The organism is Halomonas halophila (assembly GCF_030406665.1).
GTDB classification, from domain to species: Bacteria; Pseudomonadota; Gammaproteobacteria; order Pseudomonadales; family Halomonadaceae; genus Halomonas; species Halomonas halophila.
On the sequence record NZ_CP129121.1, the window covers coordinates 1,920,158 to 1,942,361 of the forward strand.

Here is a 22,204-nt window from a genome sequence, read left to right on the forward strand (position 1 = left end):
AACAGAAGGCGCTCCAAGGCCGCCTATCTTGCCAGAGTGACGGCGTAAGCTCATGGCCGAAAGGCCCTAAGGACGGCCTTCCGTGTCAGCCAGCTCCCTCATCGCGGCCAGGGCGGCGCGCGGGTCGCGGGGATAAAAGCGCTCCGGCTGGCGGGCCACGTGGGCGAAGACCCGGGTGTCCTTGTAGGGCATCTTCATGAAGCCCGAGACGCCGAGCCCCTCGATGCACCCCACCGCGGCGAGGATGTCGTCCAGCCGGCGGCGGAATTCGGCCTCCCGGGACGGGTCGAGCAGCCGGTAGTGGCTATGGATCTTCAGGTGCTCGGGCAGCGCCTCGAAGATGATCATGCCGGTGTGGTGGATCTCGTTGAGCGCCTCCAGCGAGGCGATGATGGCCTCCGGAAGCACCAGAAACTCCTCCGGGTCCGGGCCGTCCTCGAAGTAGCTGTGCAGCCGCGAACGGTCCTCGAGCTCCGGCACCGCGCTGACCTCGTAGGCCAGCCGCAGGTCGGACGGGATCACGAAGGGCCGATCCGGGCCCTCGCGGTCCAGGTGTAGGGTATCGCGGGCGTTGAACAGGCAGCTCTTGAAGATCCCACGGCGGTGGATGCCCCGGGCCAGGTCGACCATGTTGTTGACTGCGGCGATGAAGGCCGGCTTGAGCTCGGGATCATGCAGGTTCAGCGAGGAGTCGATGTAGACACCGTCGGCCTCCCAGCGCACCGCCAGCCCGCCCACCACCGGGTACTTGCCGAGCCGGCTGACCGCAGCGAGAAAGGCCTTCTCGGTCTCGCCCATGCCCTGCATGAAGTTCTTGTAGTAGCGGTCGAGCTGCACGTCGTTGACGTCGCTGAGGGTCTCCCGGCCGTCCTCCTCGCGCAGGAAGGCCTTGCGCGAGCTGTAGACCACGGTGTCGATCTCGCGGTCGGCGGCCCGGGCCCATACCGGCACCAATGGCGCCTCGGGCGGGCTCGGCAGGTCGAGCATCACCAGCCGCGACAGGCGCGGCATCTCGCGCAGGAAGTGATCGCCGGCCTTCATGCGGGTGCGCGGGTCGGGGTCGAGCATGCCGTCGAGCATGCGCGCGAACTCCATGGGCAGGCCCAGCGAGGTGGCCGGAATCGCGCGGTGACCGAAACGACACGACTGGGCCGAGGCCAGCGCATAGAGCGTGCCGGCGGCGCCCTGCTCGTCGAAGCGCGGCGACGACAGCGCGCCGTTGAGCTGGTCGTCGCCGATGAAATAGACGTCGCCCAAGCGGGCGTTGGTCTGCTGCAGGTTGTCCGACATCAGCTCCATGACGTTGGCCGCGACGAACTGCAGCTCGGCGTCGAGCTGGGCGAACACCGAGGAGCCCCAGTCGATCAGCGCCACGCTCTCGTCGCGTTCGTCGAACACCAGGTTGGAGGGCTTGATGTCGCCGTGGACGATGGGCCGGCCGGAGGGGCCGGACTCGCGGCGCAGGGCGCGCAGGATATCGGCCAGCTGGGCGGCGATGTGCACCACCCGCCGCGGCGACAGCCGTCCCTCGCGCAGCGAGACCTCCTCCAGGTTCTCACCGGGCGCGCGCTGCATCACCAGGATCGACTGGTGGCGCACCCGCTGGAAGGCGATCAGCCTCGGCACCCGGGGATGGGCCACCTGCTCGAGCATGAAGGCCTCTTCCTCGAGGCGGTCCTGCAGCGACTGGGGCAGGTTGACCCGGGTGAACTTGAATACGTACTGCTCGCCGCCGGCGGTGAGGCCGGCGAACACGAAGCCGTAGGCGCCCTTGCCGATTAGCTCGATGTGCCGGTAGCCCAGCTGCTCGAGCTGGGCCTGGCACAGTGCCACCCACTCCCGCAGCTTGCGGGCGTCGTGATGGCTCAGCAGATAGACCGACTGGTCTTCCGGAATATAGAACTGCTGCAGCGGCTGGGTCATCGTCCTCCCCGTGGCGATCCTCAGCTCAGCTAGAGCAGCATGGTTTCCGGGTCTTCCAGGTAGCCCTTCCAGGCGTTGCAGAAGCGCGCGATGGTGCCGCCGTCGAGCAGGCGGTGATCGCCGGCCCAGGTCACGGTCATGATCGCCCGGCGAGTCAGCTCGCCGGCCTCGTCGAAGCGCGGCAGCCACTGGCTCTTGCCGATGGCGACGATCGCGGATTCCGGGGCGTTGATGATCGGCGCGGCATAGGTGCCGCCCAGGGCACCGATGTTGGAGATGCTGATGGTGCCGCCCTGGAGATCCGCCTGGGCCACGCGCCCTTCCCGCGCCGCGGCGGTCAGCCGCTGGATCTCGCCGGCCACGTCCAGCAGGCTCAGGCCTTCCACGCCCTTGACGTTGGGCACCATCAGGCCGGCCCTGCCGTCCACCGCCATGCCGATGTTGCAGCACGGCAGATAGTGGATCTCGTCGCCGGCCTCGTTGAGCCGGCTGTTGAGCAGCGGGTAGTCCCGTATCGCCAGCGCCATGGCCTTCATGAAGAACGGCATCAGGGTCAGCCTGACCTCCCGCGCCTCGGCCCGGGGCTTCAGCCGCTCGCGCAGCGCCAGCAGCTCGGTGACGTCGATCTCCTCGCCGTACTGGAAGTGCGGGATGGTCGAGGCCGCGGCCACCATCTGGCGGGCCATGGCCGCGCGCACGCCGCGCAGCGGCTCGACGCGTATCTCACCCTGAGCCTGATCCTGCCCCCTGCCCGATGCGGCAGCGGGCGCCACCGGCTCGGCGGCTGCCCCGTCGCCTTGGACCAGCGCCAGCACGTCCTCCTTGAGCACCCGGCCGTCCTTGCCGGAGCCGGGCACGTCCTCGAGGCGCAGGTCATGCTCGCGCACCAGGCGGCGCACCGCGGGGCTGGCCGGAATCCGGCCATGGGGGCCCTGGCCCGAGGCGGCCCGGTCGGGGCGCTCCTGCTCGGCGGAGCACACGGTGCTCGCCTGCGGCGCCGGCGTCTCGAGGCGGGGCGCTCCTGTGTCGGTGTCAGCGTCGTCGTCGACCTCCTTCGCCGGCGCCGATGCCTCGGCATCCTCCGGCTCGGCGGCCGATTCACCGTCCGCCATCTCGTAGGCGAACAGCGGGGCGTGGACCTTGGCAATCTCGCCCTTGGCCACGTGCAGCTTGGTGACCCGCCCGCCCTCGGGGGCAGTGATCTCGACCAGGGCCTTGTCGGTCATCACCTCGACCACCGGCTGATCCTCCTCGATGGCGTCGCCCTCGGCGACCCGCCACTCGACGACTTCACACTCCACGATACCCTCGCCGATATCGGGCAGCTTGAACTCGGTCATCGTGCTTGCTCCTGTCCTGGACTCAGTAGTTGACGCTCTCGCGGATGGCCTCGAAGACCTTGAGGTGATCCGGCAGATACTCCTTCTCCAGCGTCAGCGGGAAGGGCGTATCCAGGCCGGTCACGCGCAGGATCGGCGATTCCAGGTACAGGAAGCAGCGCTCCTGCAGGGTGGCGGCGATCTCGCCAGCGAAGCCGCCGGTCTGCGGCGCCTCGTGGGTCACCACCAGCCGGCCGGTCTTGAGCAGCGATTCCGCCACGGTGTCGGCGTCCCAGGGCAAGAGCGTGCGCAGGTCGATCACCTCGCAGGAGATGCCCTCCTTCTCGGCCAGCTCGACCGCGCGGTCGATGATCTCTATCTGGGCGCCCCAGCCCACCAGGGTGACGTCGCTGCCCTCCTTGGTGATCTCGGCCTCGCCCAGCGGCAGCTGATAGTCCTCCTCCGGCACTTCGCCGGTGGACGCGCGATAGAGCCGCTTGGGCTCGAAGAAGATCACCGGGTCCGGATCGCGAATGGACGCCAGCAGCAGGCCCTTGGCCTCGTAGGGATTGCGCGGCACCACGATCTTCAGCCCCGGCGTATGGGTGAAGTAGGCCTCCGGCGACTGGGAGTGATAGTGGCCGCCGGAGATGCCGCCGCCGTAGGGCGCGCGGATGGTCAGGCCGCCGACGTTGAACAGGTCGCCGGAGCGATAGCGGAACTTGGCGGTCTCGTTGACGATCTGGTCGAAGGCCGGAAAGATGTAGTCGGCGAACTGGATCTCCGCTACCGGCACCGAGCCCTGAGCGGCCAGGCCGTTGGCGAAGCCGACGATGCCCTGCTCCACCAGCGGCGTATTGAAGCAGCGCGCCCGGCCGTAGCGTTCCTGCAGATGGCTGGTAGCGCGGAAGACCCCACCGAAGCCACCCACGTCCTCGCCGAAGCACAGCACCTTCTCGTCCTCGGCCATGGCGATGTCCAGGGCGTGGTTGATCGCCTGCAGCAGATTCATGGTCGGCATATCAGGACTCTCCCTCGTCGTCGGTGCGGCTCAGCTCGGGATCGAGGAAGCGCGCCCCCTTCGGATAGGCCTCCGGATGGCGGCGGATATGGGACTTGAGCGCATCGAGCTGCTGCTGCAGGGCCGGCGTGACCTCGGCGTAGACGTCGGTGACCAGGGTATCGAGGGGCGGCGGCGGGCGCTTCTCGGCGCGCTTCATGGCCTCCAGCACCTCGCGGCGCAGCCGCTCCTGCAGTTCCTTCTCCTCATCGTCGCTCCACCAGCCCTGGTCGTACATCCAGCGCTGCATGCGCAGGATCGGGTCCTTCTCGCGCCAGGCTTCCTCCTCCTTGCGCGAGCGATAGCCGGAGGGGTCGTCCGAGGACGAATGCGCGGCCAGACGATAGGTCATGGCCTCGATCAGCACCGGCTTGTTGTGCTCGACGGCGATGCGCCGTGCCTCCTGGGTGGCGCGATGGACCGCCAGGATGTCGTTGCCGTCGACGCGGATCACGTGCATGCGATAGCCGAAGGCTCGCGGCGCCACGCCGTCGGCGGCGAACTGCTCGATGGCCGGGGTGGAGATGGCGTAACCGTTGTTGCGGCAGAAGAAGATCACCGGCACCTCGTGCACCGCCGCCATGTTCAGGGCGGCGTGGAAGTCGCCCTCGGAGGCGGCGCCCTCACCGAAGAATACCGCGGTGCACTGGCCCTCGCCGGCCAGCTTCTGGCCGTAGGCATAGCCGGTGGCCTGGGGAATCTGGGTGGCCAGCGGCGAGGAAATGGTCATGTAATGGAGCTTGCGCGACCCGTAGTGGATCGGCATCTGGCGCCCCTTGCCGTAGTCGAGCTCGTTGCCGAACAGCTGGTTCATGAACTCGTCGAAGGTGAAGCCGCGATAGACCAGCGCGCCCTGCTCGCGGTACTGGGCCATGATCATGTCGGCCTCGTCGAGCGCCGCGGTGGCGCCGATCACCGCGGCCTCCTCGCCGGTGCACTGCATGTAGAAGCTGAGCCGGCCCTGGCGCTGGGCGGCCATCATGCGCTCGTCGAGCACCCGGGTGGCGATCATCGCCCGGTAGATGGCCCGAGCCTCGTCGCGCTCGAGGGTCGGAGCCTCGGCGCCCTCGCAGAGGGTGCCCTCCTGGGTCAGCACCCGATAGGTGGGAATGCTGAACTCGTCACCGGCCAGAAACTCCGGCACGTGAATATCTCGCGTCGTGGTCATCGTCGTGATCCTTACCCCTTTTGGGGGCAGTGTTGTCGCTCTTGTGTCGGACCGCCAGGGGATCGCCCGGGCGTCGATCAACGCACGACTCTGACGTTAACGTAAACTAAAAACCTTCGATAGCACGACGAAAGTCACACGCCGGCGAGGCCGCGTTCTTAAGCGGCGGCCGGCTGCAGCCGGGCGAAGACGCTGTCCACGGTCAGCGCCAGCAGCCCGATCAGCAGTGCGCCCTGCAGCACGTAGGCAGTATTGCCGTTGACGATGCCGGAGATGATCGGGTCGCCCAGATTGCTCGCCCCCACGGTGGCGCCGATCGCCGCGGTGGCGATATTGATGGTCACCGAGGTGCGGATGCCGGCCAGGATCACCGGCCAGGCCAGCGGCAGCTCCACCTGGCGCAGCAGCTGGCCGCTGGTCATGCCCATGCCTCGGGCGGCCTCGCGCACGCCGGAGTCGACGCCCTCGAGCCCGGTCAGGGTGTTGCGCACGATCGGCAGCAGCCCGTAGAGCAGCAATGCGACGATGATCGGCAGGGTGCCGAAACCCAGCACCGGCACCGCCAGCGCCAGCACCGCCACCGGCGGGAAGGTCTGCCCGATCGAGGCCAGCTGGGCGACCAGCGGCAGGAAGTCGCGGCCGGCACGCCGCGTCACCGCCACCGCGGCGCCGACGCCGATCGCCACCGCGGCCAGCGCCGCGACGGCCACCACCAGCAGATGGCGGCCCAGCAGCGTCAGGAAATCGGCCCGGGCATAGACGACGCTGCGGCTGTCCGGCTCGACCAGCCGGAACAGCCCCTCGAGCCAGGGCATGCCCACGCAGGCGGCGAGCAGCAGCACGGCCCAGGCCAGCGGCACCAGCCAGCGCGTCCCTCCCCGCGAGACCAGGCGACTCACCGCCTCACTCATGATGCTTCGCCCCCACCAGCTGGCGCAGCGACAGCTCGCCGACCGGCATGTCCTCGTCATCGACCACGGCCAGGCGCTCGGCGTGGCGCCACAGCATCATCGACAGCGCCTCGCGCAGGGTGGCGTGGCGGGAGATCCGCTCCCGCGGCAGCAGCCGCGGGCTCAGCGGCATCATCCGCTCGCCGACGGTCAGCAGCGCCGCCTCCTTGAGGCCGCGGTCCTCGCCGCCGAGCAGCGATTCGACGAAAGCGTCGGCGGGCTCGCGCAGCAGCTCAAGCGGATGACCCTGCTGGCGGATGCGTCCGCCGTCCATGACCACCAGCCGATCGGCCAGCCGCAGCGCCTCGTCCATGTCGTGGGTGACGAAGACGATGGTCTTCTGCAGCCGCGACTGAAGCTCGCGCAGTTCGTGCTGGAGCGTCTCGCGGGTGATCGGATCCAGCGCCCCGAAGGGCTCGTCCATCAGCAGAATATCGGGATCGGCGGCCAGCGCCCGGGCCACGCCGACCCGCTGGGCCTGACCGCCGGAGAGCTGGCGCGGATACTTGCCGGCGAATTCCTGCATCGACAGGCCGAGCATCGCCATCAGCTCCTCGACCCGCTCGCGGATCCGTGCCGGAGGCCATTTCAGCAGCCGCGGCACCAGGCCGATGTTGCGCGCCACCGTCCAGTGCGGAAACAGCCCGGTGCTCTGGATCGCATAGCCCATGCGCCGGCGCAGGGTCTCCTCGCGGAAGTCGCGGATCTGCTGGCCGTCGATGTGGATCTCGCCGTCGCTGTGCTCGATCAGGCGGTTGATCATGCGCAGCGTCGTCGACTTGCCGCAGCCGGAGGTGCCCACCAGCACGCACAGCTCGCCGCGTTCGACGCGCAGCGAGATGTCGTCCACCGCGGCGGTGTCACCGAAGCGCTTGGACACGCCGATGAGTTCGATCATGTGGCCTCTCCCTGGCGTGTAAGGTCGGTCAGGGCGCCCAGCAAGGCATCGGCGAGCAGCGCCATGACCAGGATCGGCAGGGCGCCGAGCAGCACCATGTCCATGGCCGCCTGCCCCAGCCCCTGAAAGATGAAGGTGCCGAGGCCGCCGGCGCCGATCAGCGCGGCCACGGCGGTCAGGCCGATGGCCTGCACGGTGGTGATGCGAATGCCCTCGAGGATCACCGGCGCGGCCAGCGGCAGGCGCACCTGACGGAACACCTGGCCGCGACTCATGCCCATGCCCCGGGCCGCGTCGATCACGCCGGGGTCGACCTCATCGAGGGCCACGAAGGTGTTGCGCACCATCGGCAGCAGGCTGTAGCCGACCAGCGCCAGCAGCGCCGGCGCGGCGCCGATGCCGCTCACGCCCAGCGCCCCCAGCCACTCGACGTGGGCGCCCAGCCAGGCCAGCGGCGCCAGCAGCAGACCGAACAGCGCCAGGCTGGGAATGGTCTGCAGGAAGTTGAGCACCGCGAAGCCGAGCATGCGGCAGCGCGCCCAGCGGCGCATGGCCAGCGCCAGGGCCACGCCGAGCACTAAACTGACGCCGACGGCGGCGCCGACCAGCAGCAGATGCTCGACAATGGCGGCGATGAAGCCGTCGCGGCGGGCCAGGAACTCCTGGCGCAGCGCCAGCGGTTCGAGGCCGAACGTCAGCCAGGCGGCGAAGCTCGCCAGCGGCACCAGCAGCAGCGACCAGCCCAGCGTCCGCGACAGCGCCAAACGCGTGCGCAGCTCGATCAGCGCCAGCAGCAGCAGGAACAGCGCCACCCAGACCCCGGCGCTCACGCCCATGCGCGCCTGGGGCAGATCGGCCTCGACCAGCCTGGCCGCGGCCAGCGCCAGCCAGGCCGGCAGTGCGGCGAGCATCGCCACCACCAGCCCCAGGGCCCAGCGCAGGCGGCATCGTTGCGGGCGCCAGGCCAGCGCCAGCACGGCGAGCAGCGGCGCCAGGCTGATCAAAAAAACCGGCCAGCCGGCCGCCTCCCAGGCGGCATGGCCCTGGCCGGGTACGATGCGATTGGGCGCCACGCTGACGGCATCGAGCCCGCTCCAGGCGACCAGGGTCGCCATCAGCAGGCTCAGCAGCACGACGTTGGGGCGAGGCACATCCCTGTTCCCTGTCTCCTCGTTCACCCCGCGGCTCATTCGTCCAGGGTGTCGAGGAAGTCGCCGGCCACCTTGGCCGGATCACGGCCGTTGACGGCCACATCGCCGTTGAGCCGCTGCAGGGTGTCGCGGTCCAGCGCCTCGAACACCGGCGCCAGCAGGGTCTCGATCTCGGGATGCGCCTCGAGCACCTCGGCGCGTACCACCGGCGCCGGCTGATAGACCGGCTGCACGCCGAGGGTGTCGTCCAGCACGTGCAGATCGAGGGCCTTGAGGCCGCCGTCGGTGCCGTAGGTCATGGCGGCGTTAACGCCGCTGGTCTGCTGGGCGGCGGCCCGCATGGTGGCGGCGGTATTGCCGCCGGAGAGCACCAGCAGCTCGTCCTCGGAGAGCTCGAAGCCATAGGCGTCCTGGAAGGCCGGCAGCGCCTGGGGCGACTCGACGAACTCGGCGCTCGCCGCCAGCTTGAACTCGCCGCCGTCGTCGAGATAGCCGGCCAGGTCCTCGAGGCTCGCCAGCTCGTGCGCGCGGGCCAGATCGCCGCGCACGCTGATCGCCCAGGTGTTGTTGGCCTCGGCGGGCGTCAGCCACACCAGATCGTTGGCTTCGCGATCCTTCTGACGGACCGTCTCATAGGCCTGCTGGGGGTCCTTCCACACCGGGCTGTCGGCCATGTCGAAGAAGAAAGCGCCGTTGCCGGTGTATTCCGGGTAGAGATCGATCTCCCCGGCGGTCAGGGCCGTGCGCACGATGCTGGTGGCGCCCAGCTGCAGGCGATCCTCCACCGCGATGCCGCCGGCCTCCAGGCGTTGCAGGATCAGCTGCCCGAGCACCGAGCCCTCGGTGTCGATCTTGGAGGCGATCACCACCGGCTCTCCGGCGGCGTCCTGGGCCTGCGCCGCGCCCAGGGTCATCAGGGTGCCGGCCGCGATGGCGGCGAGACGTGTCAGTGCTGGCTGCATGGATACCACCCGCTTCCCGAATGAATGTATGCTGGAGTATAAGACCTGTATAGCTTCGCTGTCAGAGCGCCATCTCAACGCCCGGAGCGAGACCGCATGCCGCCATTCCGCGATGACATCCGCCCCTGGCGCCACCCGCTGGTACGCGACCTGGCCTGGCTGTTGCAAGCACCTGACCTGATCACCCTCGAGACCCCCGGCCGCCCCGATCGCCGCAGCCTGGGTCTCGAGAGCGACGCCGCCCTGAGCGACTATCTGAGCCACCTGGACGACGCCCCGAGCGATCTGGAGCGCTACGTCGGCGCGGCCCTGGAGGGCCGCATGGGCCACTATCACGAGCGCCTGTGGCAGTTCCTGCTCGATACCGCACCGAATACCCGCCTGCTCGCCCACAACCTGCCGGTGCTTCAGGAACGTCGCACCCTGGGCGAGCTCGACCTGATCTACGCCGAGTCGCCGGATCCTGTGCCCGTCCATCTCGAGGTGGCGATCAAGTACTACCTGGGTCTCACCGAGGGCCCGGGCGCCGACGACGATCAGGCTCGCTGGGTCGGCCCCGGCGGGCTCGACAGCCTGGCCCTCAAGCGCCATCACCTGGAGCACCACCAGCTGCCGCTGGCCCAGCGCCCGCTGGCGCGCCAGGCGCTGGCCGAACGGCTGGGAGCGCCGGTGCCGGGGCTGCGTCAGCGCCTGGCCATGCCCGGGGTGCTGTTCTACCCCTGGCAGACGCCTCTGCCCTCCCCGCGCCAGGCCACGCCCGACCACCTGCGCGGCCAGTGGCTGCACTGGCACGACTGGCCAGCCTGGTGCGAGCGCCTGCCGGAAAACGCGCTCGGCGCCTGGCTGTGCAAGCCTCACTGGCTGGCGTTTCCTCCCCTCCCGCAGATGAGCCCGCTGTCGGTCCTCGAGCATCGGCTGCGCCTGCACTTTCTCCGCGGCGGCGCGCCGGTTCAGCTCGCCATCCTTCTCGACACCACCTCGTCCCCGAGCTGGCAGCGCGTCTTCGTCGTCGACGATGCCTGGCCCCATCGCCTCCCGCTGCCACCGGCATGATGCACTAACGGCCTTCTCGCGCCGGACTTGAGCGACATATTTTGTAACCTGAATTTACAAACAGCGTTTCTCAACTATGCTGACCATAAGGCCGCCCCCGGCGGTCCGACAGACCGGCGACAGTGAGTCGCTCCCTGGGTTACATGCCGTTCGGAGGAATGCCACATGAACCAGGTACTGCGGTTGCCCCACATGCCCGTTGAGCAACACTCACTCCCTCGAGCGCGGCCGATGGGCCGCGGCCAACGCCAGGAGTCACGCCTCCGAACGCGCTCCCGGCCCCATGAACGGGTCGACGTCGGCTGTCTCGCCCACGCCCCTCATGAAGACCTTGGCCCGGTAGACCTCGCCAACGCCCAGCGTCGGATCGATTTCTATTCACGCTGGCACGGGCTGACGGAACCCCGCCTGAAAATCTGGAAGGCTTGCTGAGCAATCGCCCGAGCGGGCGGCTCACGAAGGAAGGTGACGCATGAACATGAACGCTCGGATCGCCCCGCGCTGGCATCATGTCCACGCCGACTGGTGGCAGGACGACCGGGGCAACGACATCCACCGTGTCGACATCGATGACGATGCCCTCTACCACTGCCATCTCGTCGGATCGACCCTGCCCTGGGACGCGGTCGCCGTCAGCCTCGACGAAGCCATGGCACTGGTCGACGAGACGCTGGGCGAGGAAACGCACTGAGTCTTCTGCCCCCAGACGCGAAACGCCCGGCACAAGGCCGGGCGTTTCCATTGCGGATCGATCGAGTATCAGGACTCAGTCGCCCGGCGCCTCGAACACCCAGCCGGTACCTTCGCGGCTGTCCTTGAGCACGATGCCCAGTGCGGCCAACTCGTCGCGGATGCCGTCGGCGGTGGCGAAGTCGCGGGCCTTCTTGGCCGCGGCACGCTCGGCGATTTTGGCCTCGATCTCGGCCTCGGTCAGCGGCAGCTCGCCGGCCCCGGCGCCCTTCAGGAAGGCCGCCGGCGCCTGCTGCAGCAGGCCGAGCACCCCGCCCAGGCGCCTGAGCTCGGCGGCCAGGGCCGGCGCCTGCTCGGGGCTTTCCTTCTTGGCGCGGTTGAGCTCGCGGGCGAGGTCGAACAGCACCGACACCGCCTCGGCGGTGTTGAAGTCGTCGTCCATGGCCGCGGTGAAGCGCTCGTCGAAGCGCGCATCGACCTCGCCTTCGCGCACCTCGACGCCGTCCAGGGCCAGCCCGTCCAGAGCATTGTAGAAACGCTCCAGCGACTTACGGGCGTCGGCCAGCGACTCCGGCGCGTAGTTGATCGGGCTGCGATAGTGGCTCGACACCAGCAGGTAGCGCACCACCTCGGCGTCGTGATGCTCGAGCACGTCGCGGATGGTGAAGAAGTTGCCCAGCGACTTGGACATCTTCTCCTGGTTCACCCGCACCGCGCCGGCGTGCATCCAGGTGTTGACGTAGGGCTTGCCGGTGGCGGCCTCGCTCTGGGCGATCTCGTTCTCGTGGTGCGGGAAGGTCAGGTCCGGCCCGCCGCCGTGGATGTCGAAGGTCTCGCCCAGGCAGCAGGTGGACATCGCCGAGCACTCGATGTGCCAGCCCGGACGCCCCTCGCCCCAGGGCGAGAGCCAGTTGACCTCGCCGGGCTTGGCGGCCTTCCACAGCACGAAGTCGAGCGGGTCTTCCTTGTGCTCGTCGACGTCGATCCGGGCGCCGGAGCGCATGTCGTCCAGGTCACGGTTGTTGAGCTTGCCGTAGCCGTCGAACCTGCGCACCCGGTAGTAGACGTCGCCGTTGTCCGCCGCGTAGGCATAGCCCTTGTCGATCAGCGTCTGGATCATCGAGACAATCTCGTCCAGGTGCTGGGTCGCACGCGGCTCGGCGTCCGGACGCAGCACGCCCAGGCGGCCCTCGTCCTCGTGCATGGCATCGATCATGCGGTCGGTGAGCGCCTCGATGGTCTCGCCGTTCTCGTCCGCCCGCTTGAGGATCTTGTCGTCGATGTCGGTGATGTTGCGCACGTAGCTGACGTCGTAGCCGCGGGCCCGCAGGTAGCGGGTGATGACGTCGAAGGCCACCATCACCCGGGCGTGGCCCAGGTGACAGAAGTCATAGACGGTCATGCCGCAGACGTACATGCGCACCTTGCCCGGCTCGATGGGCGTGAAGGTTTCCTTGCGACGCGTCAGGGTGTTGTAGATCTGCATGTCAGCCCTTCTTCTGGGCCTTGGCCCAGCCATCCTTGAGTCCCACGGTGCGGTTGAACACCAGCGTGCCGTCGCGGCAGGCGTGGCGGTCGGCGCAGAAGTAGCCGACCCGCTCGAACTGGAAGCGACTCTCGGGCGCGGCATCGGCCAGGCTCGGCTCGCCCATGGCCTGCACCACGGTCAGCGACTCGGGGTTGAGGTGCTCGAGGAAGTCGGCGTCCTTGTCCTTGTCCGGCTGCTCGACGGTGAACAGGTTGTCGTAGAGACGCACCTCCATCGGCACCGCCTGGGCGGCGCTGACCCAGTGGATCACGCCCTTGACCTTGCGGCCCTCGGGGTTCTTGCCGAGGGTATCGAAATCGACCGAGCAGCGCAGCTCGCTGACCTCGCCGGCCTCGTCCTTGATCACCTCGTCGCAGCGGATGACGTAGGAGTTGCGCAGCCGCACTTCCTTGCCCGGCGCCAGGCGGAAGAACTTCTTCGGCGGCTCCTCCATGAAGTCGTCGCGATCGATGTAGATTTCCCGGCCGAAGGGAATCTCGCGCACACCCATGTCCTCGCGGGCCGGATGCCCGGCGACCCGGTAGGTCTCCGCGAAGTCCTCGGCGACATTGGTCAGCACCACCTTGAGCGGCTTGAGCACGCACATGGCGCGCGGCGCGTTGTCCTCGAGGTCAGAACGGATCGCGTGGTAGAGCATGGCGATATCGACCAGGCCGCCGTCGGCGCGGGTCACGCCGATCATCTCGCAGAACTTGCGGATCGAGGCCGGGGTATAGCCGCGGCGACGCATGCCGGACAGCGTCGGCAGGCGCGGGTCGTCCCAGCCGTCGACGATGTTCTCGTCCACCAGCAGCTTGAGCTTGCGCTTGGAGGTCAGGGTGTAGTTCAGGTTCAGCCGCGCGAACTCGATCTGGCGCGGCTTGGCCGGCACCGGAAGGTTGTCCAGGAACCACTCGTACAGCGGGCGGTGATCCTCGAACTCCAGGGTGCAGACGGAGTGCGTCACCCCTTCCAGGGCATCGGACTGGCCGTGGGTGAAGTCGTAGGACGGGTAGATCTTCCACGTGTCGCCGGTCTGATGGTGCGAGGCGTGGCGGATGCGATAGAGGATCGGGTCGCGCAGGTTGATGTTCGGCGCGGCCATGTCGATCTTGGCGCGCAGCACCTTCTCGCCCTCGGCGAACTCGCCGACGCGCATGCGCTCCAGCAGGTTGAGGTTCTCCTCGACGCTGCGCTCGCGGTAGGGGCTCGGCGTGCCGGCCTCGGTCAGGGTGCCGCGATACTCGCGCATCTCTTCCGGGGACAGATCATCGACGTAGGCCTTGCCCTCGCGGATCAGGTGCTGGGCCCACTCGTAGAGGGTCTCGAAGTAGTCCGAGGCGAAGCGCACATCGCCGGCCCACTCATAGCCCAGCCAGCTGACGTCTTCCTTGATGGCGTCGATATAGGCCTGCTCTTCCTTCGCCGGATTGGTGTCGTCGAAGCGCAGATGACAGTCGCCACCGAACTGCTCGGCGAGCCCGAAATTCAGACAGATCGACTTGGCATGGCCGATGTGCAGGAAGCCGTTGGGCTCCGGCGGGAAGCGGGTGACGATCTTCCCCTGTCGGCCGGCCTCGATCTCTTCGCTGATCTGGTTGCGAATGAAGTTCGGCGCGCTGGTGGTCTCGCTGGTCATGTTGATTGGGCAACCTCTGGTTGAACGCGGGCCTGTCGTCGCGACGCCGCGGGCCTGACCACGGCTTCGCGCATCGACGCAAAACGGCTATTATAGCGCCACCTGCCCATAGGGCGCCAAGGCATCCCGCTTCGAGAAGACAGGACATCATGATGATCATCTTGCAGACCAATTTCGGCGATATTCATGTCGCCCTGAACCACGACAAGGCGCCGAAGACCGCCGCCAATTTCGAGCAGTACGTGCGCGACGGCTACTACGACAACACCCTGTTCCATCGCGTGATCGACGGTTTCATGGTCCAGGGCGGCGGCTTCGACCTGGACTTCAACCAGAAGCAGACCCGCGGCCCGATCGAGAACGAGGCCGACAACGGCCTGGCCAACACCCGCGGCACCCTGGCCATGGCCCGCACCCAGGACCCGCACTCCGCCAGCGCCCAGTTCTTCATCAACGTGGCCGACAACGACTTCCTCAACCATCGCGGCAAGAACCTGCAAGGCTGGGGCTACTGCGTGTTCGGCGAGGTCGTCGAGGGCATGGACGTGGTCGAGCGCATCAAGGGCGTGGCCACCACCCGCCGCGGCATGCACGCCGACGTGCCGGCCGAGGACGTGATCATCCAGCGCGCCTACGTCCAGGACGACGCCGAGGCCTGAGTCCTCGCCCCGTGAGTCCCGCGCCCTCGCCTTCCGGCGGGGGCGTTTTCCTTCATCCTCTGCCCGCGAGAGATGCCATGTCGACCCTGCTGATCTCCGATCTTCACCTGCATCCCGGCGCCCCGGCCATCACCGAGGGCTTCCTGAACTGGCTGGAGACCCGCGCCGCCGGCGCCGAGGCGCTCTATATCCTCGGCGACTTCTTCGAGGCCTGGATCGGCGATGACCTGCTGGACCTCGGCGCCGCCGACCCCACCGGCACCGCCGCGCTCGCCGCGCGCATCGCCGAGGCCCTGAAGCGGCGCGCCGAGGCCGGCACCACGATCTACCTGATGCACGGCAACCGCGACTTCCTGCTCGGGCAACGCTTCGCCGAAGCCGCCGGCGCCACCCTGCTTCCCGATCCCAGCGTGGTCAACCTCGGCGACGAGCGGGTGCTGCTGATGCACGGCGACAGCCTGTGCACCCGGGACGAGGCCTACATGACCTTCCGCGCCAAGGCCCGCGACCCGCAGTGGCAGGCGCAGATCCTGGCCATGCCGATTCCCGAGCGCATCGCGCTCGCCAGGCAGCTGCGCGACCAGTCCGGGGAGGCCAACTCGAACAAGGCCGAGGACATCATGGACGTGACGCCGGCCGAAGTGGTCGAGGCCCTGCGCGAGCACGGCGTGACCACGATGATTCACGGCCATACCCACCGCCCCGCCATCCATGACGTCGACATCGACGGCACGCCGGCGCGTCGCTTCGTGCTGGGCGACTGGCAGCCGGACCAGGGCTGGGAAATCGAGAGCGTCCCGGGACAGGCGCCGGTGCTGCGCGACTTCCCGCTGCAGGACTGAGGCACACTCTCATTTTACCTTGGGGTCAGACCCTTCAGCGGCCTTAGGATTGCAAATCCTAAGGCCGCTGAAGGGTCTGGCCCCGTCTCTGCTCAACAGCAAGTAAGTTTAGTGAGTCATCGCGAGGCCGCCAGCGACAGAGCGAAATGATGCCTGATCCAGGTCAAGTCACCGATCGACGACAGCCGACAAGCCCGGCCTCGAGCGCCTCGGCGTCCGGCATCCCTCCGGCCTCGGCGATCAGCTCCAGGCGCGAGTCGCGGCGCCACTCGCTGGGCGAGAGCGGCGCGTCGTTCCTCGCGCGATTGACCGTGACCCATCCCGTGTCCGTGTGCAGCACGCCCTTGACCCGCAGCGCCGCCGGCAGGGCGTCCAGCCAGGCCGTGATGGCCGCGGCGGCGAAGACCTCATCGGCATGCCAGCGCCAGCCGAGGCTTTCATGGCCCAGTGACGCGCCGCTCTCGCGCACCGGCGCCCCGACGCGCGGCGCCCGGGCGTCGAGATCGAGCAAGAGCCCCGGCGTCTGGGTCTGGATCTGGGCCTGAGCCGTGGCCTGAGCACGATGCGCCGCCGGAGAGGCAGGCTCGGCTCCCTCCCGGTGAGCGCCACCCTCGAGCAACCGCGCGACCGGCAGGCGACCGTGAGGCGCCTCGACGACCCAGCGTTCACCCGGCAGCGTCTCGGCCAGCCAGTCCCGCGCCGCCGTCACCCGCGCCGCGTCGAGCCGATCGACCATGGTCAGGGCCACGCCGTCGGCCAGCCGCAGCTGATCGAGGAAGGTCTCGTGGCCTCGCGCGCGCGGATCGTCCAGGCGCCGCGGATCCAGTACCGTCACCACGTCCCGAAGCGAGAGCACACCGGCGAAGGCCTCTCCCCGCAGCAGCTCGATCAGCCCCGACGGGTGGCCGAGCCCGGAGGGCTCGATGATCAGCCGGTCGGGCCGCTCGCGTCGCAGCAGCTGCACCAGGCTCGTCTGCAGCACCGTGGCCAGCTGACAGCACAGGCAGCCGCCCGGCAGGGCCTGAACCACGACATCGTCGCGTTCGGCGAACATCGTCTGGTCGACGCCGACCTGGCCGAACTCGTTGATCAGCACCGCCCAGCGCTCGCCGGGTGGCTTGTGCGCGATCAGGTGGTGGATGAGCGTACTCTTGCCACCCCCCAGGAAGCCGGTGATCAGATGGGCGGGAATATCGCGAAGCGGCGGCCGGGCCATGGGCAACTCTCGTCGACGGAAGGAAGATCGGTGGTCATCATCGCATGCTCACCGCTCCGCGCCCCAGGACGACGCCTCAACGAGGGTAAAGCATGAAAGATAACGGTATAAATAGCGAGCCGACTGGCTCGGTCAGATTCGCTGCGACAACACGAACGACAGACGCGAACGACAGACACGAAAAAAGGGGGCCGAAGCCCCCTTCTTCCTCTTGCCTCTACCGTGGCGCGAGTCGACCGTCAGGGACGCTCGATCTCGGCCTGCTCACGCAGATGGTCGAGCAGGCCGTTGACCGCCGCCTGGGAGCGCAGCTGCTGGGCCATGCGCGCCACGAAGGACTCGATCTGCGCATTGGCCTCGCCCTCGGTGACGGACTCCAGCCCGATCAGCACCACCCGCTGACCGTCGTTGGCACGGCCGTAGACGGTCTCGCCCTCCGACGGATGCGGCAGACGGAAGGCGGCCTCGATCACCGGTTGAGCCAGACCGCTCTCGGCCTGGCGGCTCAGCGATTCGGCGCGCTGCCAGTCGAGTCCCAGGGTCTCGCCGCCACGCAGCGACGCGAGCATCTCGTCGGCGCGCGCCTCGAGGGCCTCGCGGGTCTTCTCGGCCTCGACGGCCGCCACGACACGGTCGCGCACCTCGTCCAGCGGCAGCGTGGTGGCATCGCGATGCTCGACCACGCGCAGCACCATGCGGCGATCCTCGTCCAGCTCGATGACCTCGCTGTTGAAGCCCTCTTCCAGGACGTCATCGCTGAAGGCCTGGCGCATCACGCCCGGCTCCGACAGCACGCCGTCGACATCATCACGGCTCACCCAGTCGCTCTGGCGACGCTCGAGACCGAGATCCTCGGCCACGCTGGCCAGGTCCTCGGCGGCGAAGCTCTCGTCGATCAGCCGCTGGGCCTTGTCGTTGAAGGCGTCTTCGACCTGCGCCAGCGCCACGTCCTGGCGCAGGCGGTCGCGGGCCTCTTCGAACGGCGGGCGATCGAGCTCGGTGACCTGGATCAGGTGCAGGCCGTTGTCGGTCTCGACGATATCCGACACCTGCCCCTCGTCGAGCGCGAAGGCCGCGTCCTCGAAGGCCTCGCCGAAGAAGCCGCGGCCGATCACGCCCAGGTCGCCGCCGGCATCGCTGGTCGAGGTATCGTCGGAATAGTCGGCGGCCAGATCGGCGAAGGCCTCGCCGTCGGCCAGCCGGGACTTGACCTCCTCCAGGCGGGCCCCCGCGTCCTCGCGGCTGCGCTCGTCACCGAAGCTGACCATGATGTGGGAGACACGGCGGTCGGCGCTGGCCGCTTCATCCTGCCAGGCTTGGCGCAGGTCCTCGTCGCTGACCTCGACGTCCTCGGCCATGGCCTGCTTGTCGAGCACCACGTAGGCCAGCTTGACCTGCTCGGGGCGCTGGTAGGCGTCGGCATGAGCCTCGTAGTAGGCCTGGAGGTCGGCGTCGTCGATATCGGGCGCCGCCTCCAGGTCGGCCGGGGTCAGGGCATAGTGACGGAAGGTGCGCGCCTGACGCTGCAGTTCGGCGAGGCGCTCCTGCTCGCTCGGCAGGCTGAACTCGCTGATGACCAGGCCCTGCTGGAGCTGGCGACGCTTCATGTCCTCGCGCAGCTGGGCGCGGAAGGAAATGGGCGTGAAGCCGGCGCTGGCGAGACGATTCTTGAACAGCTCGCTGTCGAAACGGCCGTTGGCGTCCTGGAACTCCGGCAGGGTGACGATCAGCTGGTCGATCTGGGCATCGGAGAGATGCAGGCCGCCCTCCTCGGCATACTGGGTCAGCAGCTGGTTGGTGATCAGGCTGTCGAGCGTCTCGGCCCGCAGCTGACGCTCCTGCTCCGGCGGCACCTGGCCGCTGCGGATCGCCCGCTGCACCTGCAGCTCGAGCTGCTGACGCGTGATCGGCTCGCCATTGACCGTGGCGACCTCCTCACCGTCGCTGTTCAGCAGCCCCACCAGGGACTCCACGCCGAACAGGGCCATGGTCACCACCACGGCACCGACCAGGATCTTGGCACCCCAACTGGTGGAGCGGTCACGAATACTTTGCAGCATGCAGGCCTCTGCGGATCAAGTGGTTCGGGACGCCCATCTTACAGGCGTCCACCTTGGCCACGCGACGGCGAGCACAGCACGCTCGGCGCCTGCGGGGCTCCGAAAACGAAACAGGCGCACCGCGACAGCGGTGCGCCTGTAGGGAAACGTCGGTCAGGAAGACGGCAAGGCCGTGTCCTTAGTTGACGGAATCCTTGAGCGCCTTGCCGGCCTTGAAGCTCGGCACCTTGGCGGCGCTGATCTCGATCGGCTCACCGGTCTGCGGGTTACGGCCGGTACGCGCGGCCCGCTCCTTGACGGTGAAGGTGCCGAAACCCACCAGGGAGACGCTGTCGCCCTTCTTCAGGCTGTCAGCCACGGCGTCGACCATGGCGTCCAGCGCACGGGAAGCGGCTGCCTTGGGAATATCGGCAGACGCAGCAATGGCTTCGATCAGCTCGGACTTGTTCACACTTCACCCCTTGACTGTTACGTAAATTGGCTCTAATCGGCGAGACTTACGGCTGACTGACGCGATCACAGCATGGCGATAGTTTATAGCAATGCGATGAAAGACGTGTCAAGCAACCTTCCCTGACAATCCCCGTCATGCCGGGGTTTTCACCCCGGCAAGCAGGAAAAAATGTCGTCAGTGTGTACTGATCATCGAGTGAGAAGAGGCCTTGTCTTCCGCTCGAGATTCTTCATCCTGGCCACCGGTTTTTTCACCCAGGGCGGTCTCGAGAACTTCGTCGATCCAACGCACGGGCCGGATGTCGAGTGCCTGCTTGATGTTGTCCGGGACCTCTTTCAGGTCGCGGCGGTTCTCTTCAGGAATAAGCACGGTCTTTATACCACCGCGCCTGGCGGCCAGCAATTTCTCCTTGAGCCCGCCGATCGGCATCACCTCGCCGCGCAGGTTGACCTCGCCGGTCATGGCCACGTCGCAGCGTACCGGGCGGCCGGTGTAGGCAGAGATCATCGCCGTGACCATGGCGACGCCGGCGCTCGGACCGTCCTTCGGCGTGGCGCCCTCCGGCACGTGGATGTGCAGGTCTTCCTTCTCGAACCGTTCGGGATCGATGCCGAAGCTTTCCGCCCGCGCCCGCACCACGGTCTGGGCGGCGCTCACGGACTCCTTCATCACGTCGCCCAGCGAGCCGGTCTTGTTGATGCGCCCCTTGCCGGGCGTCACCACCGACTCGATGTTGAGCAGCTCGCCGCCCACCGAGGTCCAGGCCAGGCCGGTGACGCGACCCACCTGGTCCTCCTGATCGGCCAGGCCGTAGCTGTAGCGACGCACGCCGGCATAGGCCTCGATGTCGGCGGCAGCGAGGATGGCCGGCGCCTGGGCGCCTTCCTTGCCTTCCTTCTCGATGCGCTCGCGCAGCACCTTGCGGCAGACCTTGGCGATCTGGCGCTCGAGCTCGCGCACGCCGGCCTCGCGGCTGTAGTAGCGAATCAGCTCCAGCAGGGCCTCATCGGCAAAGCCAAGCTCGTCGTCCTTGAAGCCGTTGGCCTTGAGCTGCTTGGGCACCAGATAGCGCTTGGCGATGGCGAGTTTCTCGTCCTCGGTGTAGCCGGGCAGACGAATCACTTCCATGCGGTCGAGCAGCGGGCCGGGGATGTTCATCGAGTTGGCGGTACAGATGAACAGGGTCTCGGACAGGTCGTAGTCCAGCTCCAGGTAATGGTCGCTGAACTTGTCGTTCTGCTCCGGGTCGAGTACCTCGAGCAGCGCCGAGGACGGGTCGCCGCGGTGGTCCATGCCCACCTTGTCGACCTCGTCGAGCAGGAACAGCGGGTTCTTGACCCCGGCCTTGCTCATGCGCTGGATCGGCTTGCCGGGCAGCGAGCCGATGTAGGTGCGGCGGTGGCCACGAATCTCGGACTCGTCACGCACCCCGCCGAGGGCCAGGCGCACGTACTTGCGGTTGGTGGCGCGGGCGATGGAGCGCCCCAGCGAGGTCTTGCCGACGCCGGGCGGGCCCACCAGGCACAGCACCGGGCCCTTGAGCTTCTTGACCCGCTTGTGCACGGCCAGGTACTCGAGAATGCGCTCCTTGACCTCCTCGAGGCCGTAGTGATCCTCGTCCAGCACCTTCTGGGCGTGAGCCAGGTCATGGCGTACCCGGGTGCGCTTCTTCCACGGCACCGCGATCAGCCAGTCCAGATAGGAGCGCACCACCGTGGCCTCGGCGGAGGACGGCGTCATCATGCGCAGCTTGCCGAGCTCCTGACGCGCCTTCTCGGCGGCGTCCTTGGGCATCCCGGACGCCTCGATGGCCTGCTCGTACTTGTCGGCCTCGTTGGGCGCATTCTCGAGCTCGCCCATCTCCTTCTGGATGGCCTTCATCTGCTCGTTCAGGTAATACTCGCGCTGGGACTTCTCCATCTGGTCCTTGACCCGCGAGCGAATGCGCTTTTCCACCTGCAGCAGGTCGATCTCGGACTCGATCAGCGCCATCAGATGCTCGATGCGGTCGCGCACGCGATCCATCTCGAGCAGCTGCTGCTTGTCGTCGATCTTCAGCGACAGGTGGGCGCAGATGGTGTCCACCAACCGGCTCGGATCCTCGATGCCCGACAGCGAGTTGAGCACCTCGTTGGGCACCTTCTTGGACATCTTGACGTACTGCTCGAACTGGTTGAGCAGCACGCGCACCAGGGCATCCTGCTCGCGCTCGGACAGCGGTTCGCTGTCGCGCAGCACCACCTCGGCGCGGCTGTAGCCGTCGTCGACGGACAGGATGTCCTGGATGTCGGCCCGGGATTCGCCCTCGATCAGCACCTTGACGGTACCGTCGGGCAGCTTGAGCAGCTGCATGATCTCGGCCACGGTGCCGATGGCGAACAGGTCCTCGTTATCCGGATCGTCCTTGCTGGCCTCGCGCTGCGCCACCAGCAGCACGCGCTTGTCGGCCTCCATGGCGGCTTCCAGGGCCTGGATGGACTTTTCACGGCCGACGAACAGCGGGATGACCATCTGCGGGTAGACGACCACGTCCCGCAGCGGCAAAAGGGGCAGACTCAGGGTCTGTTCGGCGTTCTGCTGCATCGCAGACCTTCCTCAAACGATCAGTGGAGATACCCAAGGAATGGGGGCG

Annotated in this window: 18 protein-coding genes; 4 read left to right on the forward strand and 14 right to left on the reverse strand. The window is 67.8% G+C overall.

Annotated features, from left to right (window positions below; genetic code table 11):
• Positions 1-66: 66 nt before the first annotated feature.
• The 8 genes from QWG60_RS08870 to osmF form a co-directional block, all read right to left on the reverse strand.
• Positions 67-1,923 carry a protein kinase domain-containing protein gene (locus QWG60_RS08870; protein ID WP_146908595.1) on the reverse strand — a complete coding sequence of 619 codons (1,857 nt, stop codon included), beginning with the start codon at positions 1,921-1,923 and terminating at the stop codon, positions 67-69.
• Positions 1,924-1,952: 29 nt separating this feature from the next.
• A complete protein-coding gene (locus tag QWG60_RS08875; protein ID WP_146908592.1) occupies positions 1,953-3,263 on the reverse strand; it encodes a 2-oxo acid dehydrogenase subunit E2 in 1,311 nt (436 codons plus the stop codon).
• 22 nt (positions 3,264-3,285) lie between these two features.
• On the reverse strand, positions 3,286-4,263 hold the full coding sequence (locus QWG60_RS08880; protein ID WP_146908590.1) for an alpha-ketoacid dehydrogenase subunit beta: 978 nt from the start codon (positions 4,261-4,263) through the stop codon (positions 3,286-3,288).
• Between the two features lies 1 nt (position 4,264).
• The gene (locus QWG60_RS08885) at positions 4,265-5,470 is read right to left on the reverse strand and encodes a thiamine pyrophosphate-dependent dehydrogenase E1 component subunit alpha (RefSeq protein WP_046078611.1); all 1,206 of its coding nucleotides are present in this window, start codon (positions 5,468-5,470) and stop codon (positions 4,265-4,267) included.
• A gap of 158 nt (positions 5,471-5,628) precedes the next feature.
• Positions 5,629-6,381, reverse strand: a complete 753-nt coding sequence (locus QWG60_RS08890) for an ABC transporter permease (protein WP_146908587.1) — start codon at positions 6,379-6,381, stop codon at positions 5,629-5,631.
• Positions 6,374-7,318, reverse strand: coding sequence for an ABC transporter ATP-binding protein (locus QWG60_RS08895; protein WP_046078609.1), 945 nt, complete (start codon positions 7,316-7,318; stop codon positions 6,374-6,376). Before QWG60_RS08895 ends, QWG60_RS08890 begins: the two co-directional genes overlap by 8 nt.
• A complete protein-coding gene (locus tag QWG60_RS08900) occupies positions 7,315-8,508 on the reverse strand; it encodes an ABC transporter permease (RefSeq protein ID WP_146908585.1) in 1,194 nt (397 codons plus the stop codon). Before QWG60_RS08900 ends, QWG60_RS08895 begins: the two co-directional genes overlap by 4 nt.
• The gene (gene osmF / locus QWG60_RS08905; protein ID WP_146908583.1) at positions 8,505-9,431 is read right to left on the reverse strand and encodes a glycine betaine ABC transporter substrate-binding protein OsmF; all 927 of its coding nucleotides are present in this window, start codon (positions 9,429-9,431) and stop codon (positions 8,505-8,507) included. The genes QWG60_RS08900 and osmF overlap by 4 nt, the downstream gene beginning before the upstream one ends.
• A gap of 96 nt (positions 9,432-9,527) precedes the next feature.
• Between osmF and QWG60_RS08910 the strand changes: the two genes are divergently transcribed.
• Together QWG60_RS08910 and QWG60_RS08915 are read left to right on the forward strand one after the other, a co-directional pair.
• Positions 9,528-10,484: a DUF1853 family protein gene (locus tag QWG60_RS08910; RefSeq protein ID WP_146908581.1), complete on the forward strand. Its 957-nt coding sequence runs from the start codon at positions 9,528-9,530 to the stop codon at positions 10,482-10,484.
• A gap of 472 nt (positions 10,485-10,956) precedes the next feature.
• Positions 10,957-11,175, forward strand: a complete 219-nt coding sequence (locus tag QWG60_RS08915; protein ID WP_046078604.1) for a hypothetical protein — start codon at positions 10,957-10,959, stop codon at positions 11,173-11,175.
• Positions 11,176-11,250: 75 nt separating this feature from the next.
• Here QWG60_RS08915 and cysS read toward each other — a convergent pair whose 3' ends face one another.
• Together cysS and QWG60_RS08925 are read right to left on the reverse strand one after the other, a co-directional pair.
• Complete coding sequence (gene cysS, locus QWG60_RS08920; RefSeq protein WP_107181848.1) at positions 11,251-12,660, reverse strand: cysteine--tRNA ligase; 1,410 nt, start codon at positions 12,658-12,660, stop codon at positions 11,251-11,253.
• A 1-nt stretch (position 12,661) separates the two neighbouring features.
• On the reverse strand, positions 12,662-14,341 hold the full coding sequence (locus QWG60_RS08925) for a glutamine--tRNA ligase/YqeY domain fusion protein (RefSeq protein ID WP_146908579.1): 1,680 nt from the start codon (positions 14,339-14,341) through the stop codon (positions 12,662-12,664).
• Between the two features lie 152 nt (positions 14,342-14,493).
• On the opposite strand from QWG60_RS08925, the gene QWG60_RS08930 reads away from it, so the two are divergent.
• Entirely contained in the window at positions 14,494-15,000 is a 507-nt protein-coding gene (locus QWG60_RS08930) for a peptidylprolyl isomerase (RefSeq protein ID WP_046078599.1), read from the forward strand.
• Between the two features lie 77 nt (positions 15,001-15,077).
• Positions 15,078-15,842, forward strand: coding sequence for a UDP-2,3-diacylglucosamine diphosphatase (locus QWG60_RS08935; protein ID WP_046078598.1), 765 nt, complete (start codon positions 15,078-15,080; stop codon positions 15,840-15,842).
• A 163-nt stretch (positions 15,843-16,005) separates the two neighbouring features.
• Here QWG60_RS08935 and QWG60_RS08940 read toward each other — a convergent pair whose 3' ends face one another.
• The 4 genes from QWG60_RS08940 to lon form a co-directional block, all read right to left on the reverse strand.
• Complete coding sequence (locus QWG60_RS08940; RefSeq protein ID WP_146908577.1) at positions 16,006-17,058, reverse strand: CobW family GTP-binding protein; 1,053 nt, start codon at positions 17,056-17,058, stop codon at positions 16,006-16,008.
• A gap of 239 nt (positions 17,059-17,297) precedes the next feature.
• Positions 17,298-19,118 (reverse strand): SurA N-terminal domain-containing protein, encoded by a 1,821-nt coding sequence (locus tag QWG60_RS08945; RefSeq protein WP_146908575.1) that lies wholly within the window; start codon positions 19,116-19,118, stop codon positions 17,298-17,300.
• Positions 19,119-19,296: 178 nt separating this feature from the next.
• Positions 19,297-19,569 (reverse strand): HU family DNA-binding protein, encoded by a 273-nt coding sequence (locus tag QWG60_RS08950; protein WP_016855018.1) that lies wholly within the window; start codon positions 19,567-19,569, stop codon positions 19,297-19,299.
• Between the two features lie 177 nt (positions 19,570-19,746).
• On the reverse strand, positions 19,747-22,155 hold the full coding sequence (lon, locus tag QWG60_RS08955) for an endopeptidase La (protein WP_035593426.1): 2,409 nt from the start codon (positions 22,153-22,155) through the stop codon (positions 19,747-19,749).
• Between the last annotated feature and the right edge of the window lie 49 nt (positions 22,156-22,204).

What these genes read in the sequence shown, in the direction of transcription:
- QWG60_RS08870 (WP_146908595.1), bottom strand. Translation starts at nt 1,923, where the DNA reads ATGACCCAGCCGCTGCAGCAGTTCTATATTCCGGAAGACCAGTCGGTC.
- QWG60_RS08875 (WP_146908592.1), bottom strand. Translation starts at nt 3,263, where the DNA reads ATGACCGAGTTCAAGCTGCCCGATATCGGCGAGGGTATCGTGGAGTGT.
- QWG60_RS08880 (WP_146908590.1), bottom strand. Translation starts at nt 4,263, where the DNA reads ATGCCGACCATGAATCTGCTGCAGGCGATCAACCACGCCCTGGACATC.
- QWG60_RS08885 (WP_046078611.1), bottom strand. Translation starts at nt 5,470, where the DNA reads ATGACCACGACGCGAGATATTCACGTGCCGGAGTTTCTGGCCGGTGAC.
- QWG60_RS08890 (WP_146908587.1), bottom strand. Translation starts at nt 6,381, where the DNA reads ATGAGTGAGGCGGTGAGTCGCCTGGTCTCGCGGGGAGGGACGCGCTGG.
- QWG60_RS08895 (WP_046078609.1), bottom strand. Translation starts at nt 7,318, where the DNA reads ATGATCGAACTCATCGGCGTGTCCAAGCGCTTCGGTGACACCGCCGCG.
- QWG60_RS08900 (WP_146908585.1), bottom strand. Translation starts at nt 8,508, where the DNA reads ATGAGCCGCGGGGTGAACGAGGAGACAGGGAACAGGGATGTGCCTCGC.
- osmF (WP_146908583.1), bottom strand. Translation starts at nt 9,431, where the DNA reads ATGCAGCCAGCACTGACACGTCTCGCCGCCATCGCGGCCGGCACCCTG.
- QWG60_RS08910 (WP_146908581.1), top strand. Translation starts at nt 9,528, where the DNA reads ATGCCGCCATTCCGCGATGACATCCGCCCCTGGCGCCACCCGCTGGTA.
- QWG60_RS08915 (WP_046078604.1), top strand. Translation starts at nt 10,957, where the DNA reads ATGAACATGAACGCTCGGATCGCCCCGCGCTGGCATCATGTCCACGCC.
- cysS (WP_107181848.1), bottom strand. Translation starts at nt 12,660, where the DNA reads ATGCAGATCTACAACACCCTGACGCGTCGCAAGGAAACCTTCACGCCC.
- QWG60_RS08925 (WP_146908579.1), bottom strand. Translation starts at nt 14,341, where the DNA reads ATGACCAGCGAGACCACCAGCGCGCCGAACTTCATTCGCAACCAGATC.
- QWG60_RS08930 (WP_046078599.1), top strand. Translation starts at nt 14,494, where the DNA reads ATGATCATCTTGCAGACCAATTTCGGCGATATTCATGTCGCCCTGAAC.
- QWG60_RS08935 (WP_046078598.1), top strand. Translation starts at nt 15,078, where the DNA reads ATGTCGACCCTGCTGATCTCCGATCTTCACCTGCATCCCGGCGCCCCG.
- QWG60_RS08940 (WP_146908577.1), bottom strand. Translation starts at nt 17,058, where the DNA reads ATGGCCCGGCCGCCGCTTCGCGATATTCCCGCCCATCTGATCACCGGC.
- QWG60_RS08945 (WP_146908575.1), bottom strand. Translation starts at nt 19,118, where the DNA reads ATGCTGCAAAGTATTCGTGACCGCTCCACCAGTTGGGGTGCCAAGATC.
- lon (WP_035593426.1), bottom strand. Translation starts at nt 22,155, where the DNA reads ATGCAGCAGAACGCCGAACAGACCCTGAGTCTGCCCCTTTTGCCGCTG.